This window comes from Mesorhizobium sp. B2-3-7, from assembly GCF_006442695.1.
In the GTDB taxonomy this organism is placed as follows: domain Bacteria; phylum Pseudomonadota; class Alphaproteobacteria; order Rhizobiales; family Rhizobiaceae; genus Mesorhizobium.
In genome coordinates, this window is record NZ_VFVV01000004.1 from 370,458 (window position 1) to 376,864 (window position 6,407).

Consider the following 6,407-nt stretch of genomic DNA (forward strand, 5'->3'; position numbering starts at 1 on the left):
AACCCTGTCAGGAGCCTCTGCGGCTGGCCGATCTGTAGAGCACGAAGGCGACCAGCAGCGCGTCCAGGCCGACGATCACCGCCGGCAATCCCAAAGGCCCGATCGCCTGCATCAGCAGACCGGCGCTGGGCGGACCGACAATGCCGCCAACGCCCCACAACAAGGCGAAAGCGGCGTTGCCGGTGACCAGCAGCGAGCCCTTGAAGCGGCTGCCGAGTTCCACCAACGCCATCGTGTAGACGCCATAGCCGACCGCTCCCATCACCAGCAGCACCGCCCAGATCAGCGGCGTCGTGATCAGCAGCGGCAGCAGAAGCGCGCAAACGGTGGTCGCCACCGCACAGGCCAGGATCATGGGGCGGCCGCCGAAGCGTTCGGCGAGCAGGCCGAGCGGGATCTGCAGCAGGATATTGCCCAAGGATAACGCCATCACCAGAGCGGCGAGCACGGCTTCCGGCAAGCCATAGCCGGCGCCGAAGACCGGAACCAGCGCATAGGTGCTTTGCTGGACCGCTGCCGAGACCAGCACCGCCAGCAGCAGCGCCGGCGCCAGCCGGGCAAAACCGATAAAGCTGCCGGCTGGCTGGCCGTCATCCTCGAAACCGGTGAGCTTTGAGGAGACAAGGCGCAGAATAACGGCGCAGAGCACGAAACCGCCAATGCCGACGCTGAAGGGAGCCCAGCCCGACGTGCCGACCAGGGTCAAGGTGAAAGGCCCGGCCGCGTAGCCGGCCCCCATCAGCGTGTTGAACACGCCCATCACCCGGCCGCGCCGCGCCGGCGGCGCCAGCGACAGCGCCCACACCTCGCCGAGGATATAGAGCGGGTTGATGACCACGCCGATGAGGAAACGGAGGAGGAACCACGCCACCCAGTCCTGCAGATAGCCGATGCCCAGGAAGCACAGCGCACCGATCAGCGAGCAGCCGACGGCGAGCGTGCGGGCGCCGACCAGCCGCACGGCGGCGGGCACGAACGAGGCAGACAGGATCAAGCCAACCGGCATCATCGCCGCCGACAGGCCGATCAGGCCCGGCGACATGCCTTGCTTCTGCATCAGCAGCGTGAACAGCGGCGAGCTCAGCCCTTGCGCGGCGCCGAACATCGCCAGCGCTGCGGTGACGCCGGCGAGCGCTGCCCACTGCGTTGCCGCTTCGCCTTGGCTCGAGCCGGTCGCGACCATGCTGCCGTTCCCTGAGTGAATCGCCGACCTGCGGATCGGCAAGCCATCAGCTACCGGTTCGATCCCGGGAAAGGAAGGGCCGGACAGCGAAATCCGCCTGCGCCAACGGCCGGCGCCGTGCACCGGAAGGCTCGCGTCAAAAGCCGTCAGCACCTGCCGGCAGCACTATGGAAAATACCGTGCGATCGCGCCTTTCCTGCCTTGCGCGTAAGGCTTCAGCCACTTGTCGTCGATGGAGAGCCCATCGTCATCCGAAGGGCCTTTGCCGATGGTCCTGCGCCAGGCGCGGAACTTGTAGTGGTCGAACACGTCCAGCATATGCACGACATAGGCCGCGGCGAAGGTCTTGTCGCCTTCGACGATCACCATGTTCTCGTCATTCTCGTAGGAAGCCTTATAACCGAGATTGTGGCTGCCGGTGACGACCGTTGCGTTGTCCTCCATCGGATCGATGATGACGATCTTGTCGTGCACGATGGCATGGCCGACGGTCAGCACCTCCGCCTGGAAATCGCGGGCGATCGTGGCGCCGGTCAGGTTCGCCGCCCGCACGATGGAAACGTTCGGCGCCTCCCAGACCTTCTCCGGATAGACGAAGGGCGACTTGCCGTCCCTGTTTGATTTATGGGTGACCGGATCCTTGGTCGGCGCGACATAATTGGGCATGGCGGTCTCATCGCTGATTGCCCCTTGCACGATCAGCTTCGGATCGGCCCTTGCCGCCGCCACCGCCTGGTCGACGATCGAATTGTCGCCGAGCCGCGAAGGATTGAACACCAGGAACAGCACGGCGCGCTTGGCTGCCTTGATGCGGGCGAAGAGGTCCTCGAGATCGACCGGCCGCACCGAGATGTCCTTCTTGTTGCGCTCGGGATCATTGGGCGAGAACCACACCGTCATGCCGTCCAGCGCCGCCGTGGCGCCGCTGAGCGGGTTTGGCCTGTGGTTCTCCCTGCGAAACGGCACGCCTTGCGTCTGCGCGACATGGCCGGCGGCGCTTTCCGTGGCCGGCGGCGGGAACAGGTCGGCCTTCATGCGCTGCCAGTAGGCGTCGAATATCTCGGCCATCGCCGGGTCGTCGCGGATGAAGGCGTTGTTGGATTGCCCGCAAATGCCCGTCGAGGTCCAGTTGGTGCTGCCCGTCATCACCGATTGCGGCTTGCCCTGGGCATCGCGATAGACGGCGAACTTGTTGTGGCCGATATGGTTGTTGTTGAACAGGCGATCCGTCACCGCGACGCCTGCGTCGTGCAGCCGCTTCCTGTAAGGCGCGTTGCCAGCGTCCCAGGCCTTCGTCTGGTCATCCCTGCCCGAGTTGGAAAGAATGACCTCCACGACATCCTTGGCGGCAATGATTGCGTCGCACAGTTCGTCGTCGCCAAGCTCGTAGAGCGCAAGCCTGACCGTGCCGCCCTCGGCCTTGGCCCGCTTCAGCAGGCTGGTCAGCACATCAGGCACGTCGCCATGCAGGTAGGCGCGTATCTTGCTGGTCGGGTCCTGCAGCACAGCCCTGATCTTGTCGCGCTGCCCGACCTTGATGCCGGCCTCGGCCAGCGCGCGCGACATCCATTGCGTCGACAGCACGCCATTGGTGAAGGCGACGCGCGCCTTGCCGAACATCTGGCCGAGGAAGATCGGCGGACTGACCGCGCCCCGGCCGAGATAGCCCAGCGGCCGCGCTGGGCCGGTATAGGCCTTTTCGGGGCGCACCGGCACGGGATCGAGCCCCGCCTTCATGTCGCCGACTGGACGCACCCGGTAGGCGATCATTTCGCCATCTGGCCTGACATCGAGGCTGTCGCGGCGCCGCCGGACAGTGAGATCGCGCCAGAATGTCTTCTGCACCGGCCAGACGCCGGTATCCTGGGGGATCCAATCCTTGTTGCGCTGTCCCTTGAAGGGCACCCAGGACGCCAGGCAACGCTCCTCGCCGGTGTCGGGATAGAGGCGGACGATCTCGAAGCCCAGGCAGCCCGGGATCATCCCGTCGAGGTCCCAGGAGAGGAACGCGACTTCGTTGTTGGTGGCGGCACGCACTTTGACGACGTCAGGCATGGCTCTCCCTCCGGAGATATTCGACGCACAAGTTTATCAGAAGCAAAAGACGATACTGCAACGAATGGCGCCCCCTTATCCGCGGGCCCGCCTCGGGACCACGCAGCTGCCGTTCCGGCATGTCGCTTCCCTCGCTCTAGTGGTCGCCGCCTCCGCAATGGCCGGACAGCCGCCGGTCCATTATGCCGCCCACTTTCGCATCGTACGAGGCCCCTCATGACCGCCGCCCTTCAACCCGCCGAACCGGCATTGGCAACCGATCGTGCCCGCCGCGGCGGCCGCGCCGGAAAACGCGCAGGCGGCTCGGCCGCGTTCGAGCAGCCGCCGTTCCGCCAGCTGAAAATCCCGCTCCAGCCGACCAAGCTGGTTTCCGACGACGAGCTGGAATCGATCCACCTGGCCTCGCTGCGGGTGCTGAAGGAGATCGGTGTCGACGTCCTGCATGACGAAGCCCGCCGCATCATGAAGGAACACGGCGCCGACGTGCGCGAAGGCAGCGAGCGCGTGCGCTTCGACAGCGACATGATCCTCGATCTGGTGTCGCACTGCCCACCTGAATTCACTATCCATGCCCGCAACCCCGCGCACAATGTGCGCTTCGGCGGCGACAACCTGATCATCTCGATGATGGCCTCGGCGCCCAATTGCTCGGACATCGATCGTGGCCGCCGGCCCGGCAACCAGCAGGACTATCGCAATTTCCTGCGCCTGGCGCAGATGCACAACATACTGAACTGCACGGGCGGCTATCCGGTCGAGCCGATCGACATCCACCCCTCCGTCCGGCACCTCGAATGCATCCGCGACCTCGCCACGCTGACCGACAAGGTGTTCCACATCTATTCGCTCGGCAAGGAACGAAATGTCGACGGCATCGAGATCACCCGTATCGCGCGCGGCATCAGCCACGAGCAGTTGGTCGAAGAACCGTCCGTCTTCACCATCATCAACACCAATTCGCCGCTGAAACTCGACGTGCCGATGATGGAAGGCATCATCCAGATGTCGAGCAAGGGCCAGGTCGTCATCGTCACGCCGTTCACCCTGTCGGGCGCCATGGCGCCGGTGACCATTGCCGGCGCGCTGGTGCAGCAGAACGCCGAGGCGTTGTCCGGCATCGCGTTTGCCCAGATGGTCAGGAAGGGCGCGCCGGTCGGTTATGGCGGCTTCACCTCCAACGTCGACATGAAGTCCGGTGCGCCCGCCTTCGGCACGCCCGAATACATGAAGGCGCAGCTCGTCGGCGGCCAGCTCGCCCGCCGCTATAACATCCCCTACCGCACCTCCAACACTTGCGCCGCCAACACGGTCGACGCACAGGCCGCCTATGAAAGCGTGTTCTCGCTGTGGGGCGCCATCCAGGGCGGCGGCAATTTGATGATGCACGCCGCCGGCTGGCTCGAAGGCGGCCTGCGCTGCTCCTACGAGAAGACCATCCTCGACATCGACCTGTTGCAGATGGTGGCGGAATTCTTGACCCCGCTCGACCTGTCCGAACAGGCGCTTGGCTTCGACGCCATCCAGTCGGTCGGCCCCGGCGGCCACTTCTTCGGCACACAGCACACGCAGGACCGCTACAAGACCGCCTTCTACTCGCCGATCCTGTCCGACTGGCGCAATTTCGAGACCTGGGCGGAAGCCGGCTCGCCGACGGCGCTCGAAAAGGCCAACAAGGTGTGGAAGGAGCGGCTGGCCTCCTATGAGGAGCCTTACATGGACCCGGCGATCCGCGAAGAGCTCAACGCCTTCGTCCAGAAACGCCGCGCCGAAGGCGGCGCCCCGACCGATTTTTGATCTGTATTGGCTTCATGAGCAGTCGACCCCCACTCCGTCGAGCTGCGCTCGACACCTCTCCCCCGATCGACGGGGGAGAGGAAGGGCGTGAGCTTGGCCGGGCTGGCTCCCTTCCTCTCCCTCCGGAGGGGGGAGAGGTGGCGCTGCGAAGCAGCGACGGAGTGGGGGAAGCCGCTCGTAAAACCCGCAGTCGCCGAAAGTCAGTTACAACCCAGAGAGCCAGGAAACTCAGGCAAGGCAACAATCAGGCCGAAGCACTGCTTTGGCTCGAACTAAAAGCCCGCAGACTTGGTCGCTACAAGTTCACACGCCAGTTCTCTATCGGACCATACTACGCCGATTTCTGTTGCCGCGAAAAATGGTTGGTCGTCGAGCTCGACGGCTCACAGCACGCCGACAGTTCCTACGACCGCCGCCGCGACGATTTCATGCGCGCCCAAGGCTACTCGATCCTGCGCCTCTCGAAACATCGTACTCCCGTCTGTGAAACCGTCCTTGCTGCGCTCGACGGCAGGCTGACCGAAAACATCGCTGCATCCGACCTCCGCCTTGTTTTCACACCGCACTCACCCGATTCAATCTCTTCAAAAACGGACCTATCTTCATGAAATCCCATGTAAAAGCGGTTGTCATCGGCGGCGGCGTCGTCGGCTGCTCGGTGCTCTATCACCTGGCCAAGGCCGGCTGGACCGACATCATGCTGATCGAGCGTTCGGAGCTCACTTCCGGCTCGTCCTGGCACGCGGCGGGCGGCTTCCATACGCTCAACGGCGACCCCAACGTCGCCAAGCTGCAGGCCTATACCGTGCAGCTCTACAAGGAGATCGAGGAGCTTTCCGGCCAATCCTGTTCGCTGCACCTGACCGGCGGCGTGATGATGGCCGACTCGCCCGAGCGCATGGACTTCCTGCGGCTTGCCCATGCCAAGGGCCGCTATCTCGGCATGGATACCGAGCTGATCACGCCATCCGAGGCCAAGGCGATGTTCCCGCTGATGGACGAGACGAATTTCGTCGGCGCCATGTGGGATCCGGTCGAAGGCCATCTGGATCCGTCCGGCACGACGATTGCGTACTCGAAAGCGGCGAAGAAACTCGGCGCCGAGATCGTGCTGCGCAACCGCGTCGTCGAACTGACGCAGCAGGTCGACGGCACCTGGAACGTCATCACCGAACAAGGCACGGTTCACGCCGAGCATGTCGTCAACTGCGGCGGCCTGTGGGCGCGCGAGATCGGCCGCATGGTAGGCCTCGAACTGCCGGTGCTCGCCATGGAGCACATGTATCTCTTGACCGAGCCCATGCCGGAGGTCGAGGAATTCAACAAATCGACCGGCCGCGAGATGATCGGCGTCATGGATTTCAAGGGCGAGATC

Annotated in this window: 5 protein-coding genes; 3 read left to right on the forward strand and 2 right to left on the reverse strand. The window is 64.3% G+C overall.

The genetic code is table 11. The features are described from left to right. Positions 1-7: 7 nt before the first annotated feature. Together FJ940_RS11265 and FJ940_RS11270 are read right to left on the reverse strand one after the other, a co-directional pair. Positions 8-1,183 carry an MFS transporter gene (locus FJ940_RS11265; RefSeq protein WP_140656558.1) on the reverse strand — a complete coding sequence of 392 codons (1,176 nt, stop codon included), beginning with the start codon at positions 1,181-1,183 and terminating at the stop codon, positions 8-10. Positions 1,184-1,348: 165 nt separating this feature from the next. Beyond that, on the reverse strand, positions 1,349-3,238 hold the full coding sequence (locus tag FJ940_RS11270; protein WP_140656561.1) for a phospholipase D-like domain-containing protein: 1,890 nt from the start codon (positions 3,236-3,238) through the stop codon (positions 1,349-1,351). 216 nt (positions 3,239-3,454) lie between these two features. On the opposite strand from FJ940_RS11270, the gene FJ940_RS11275 reads away from it, so the two are divergent. From FJ940_RS11275 to FJ940_RS11285, 3 genes are all read left to right on the forward strand, one after another. Continuing rightward, positions 3,455-5,032: a trimethylamine methyltransferase family protein gene (locus FJ940_RS11275; RefSeq protein ID WP_140656563.1), complete on the forward strand. Its 1,578-nt coding sequence runs from the start codon at positions 3,455-3,457 to the stop codon at positions 5,030-5,032. 137 nt (positions 5,033-5,169) lie between these two features. Then, the gene (locus tag FJ940_RS11280) at positions 5,170-5,640 is read left to right on the forward strand and encodes an endonuclease domain-containing protein (protein WP_140656566.1); all 471 of its coding nucleotides are present in this window, start codon (positions 5,170-5,172) and stop codon (positions 5,638-5,640) included. Continuing rightward, a partial coding sequence (locus tag FJ940_RS11285; RefSeq protein WP_140656567.1) for an FAD-binding oxidoreductase occupies positions 5,637-6,407 on the forward strand: 771 nt, incomplete at its 3' end. The genes FJ940_RS11280 and FJ940_RS11285, both read left to right, overlap by 4 nt.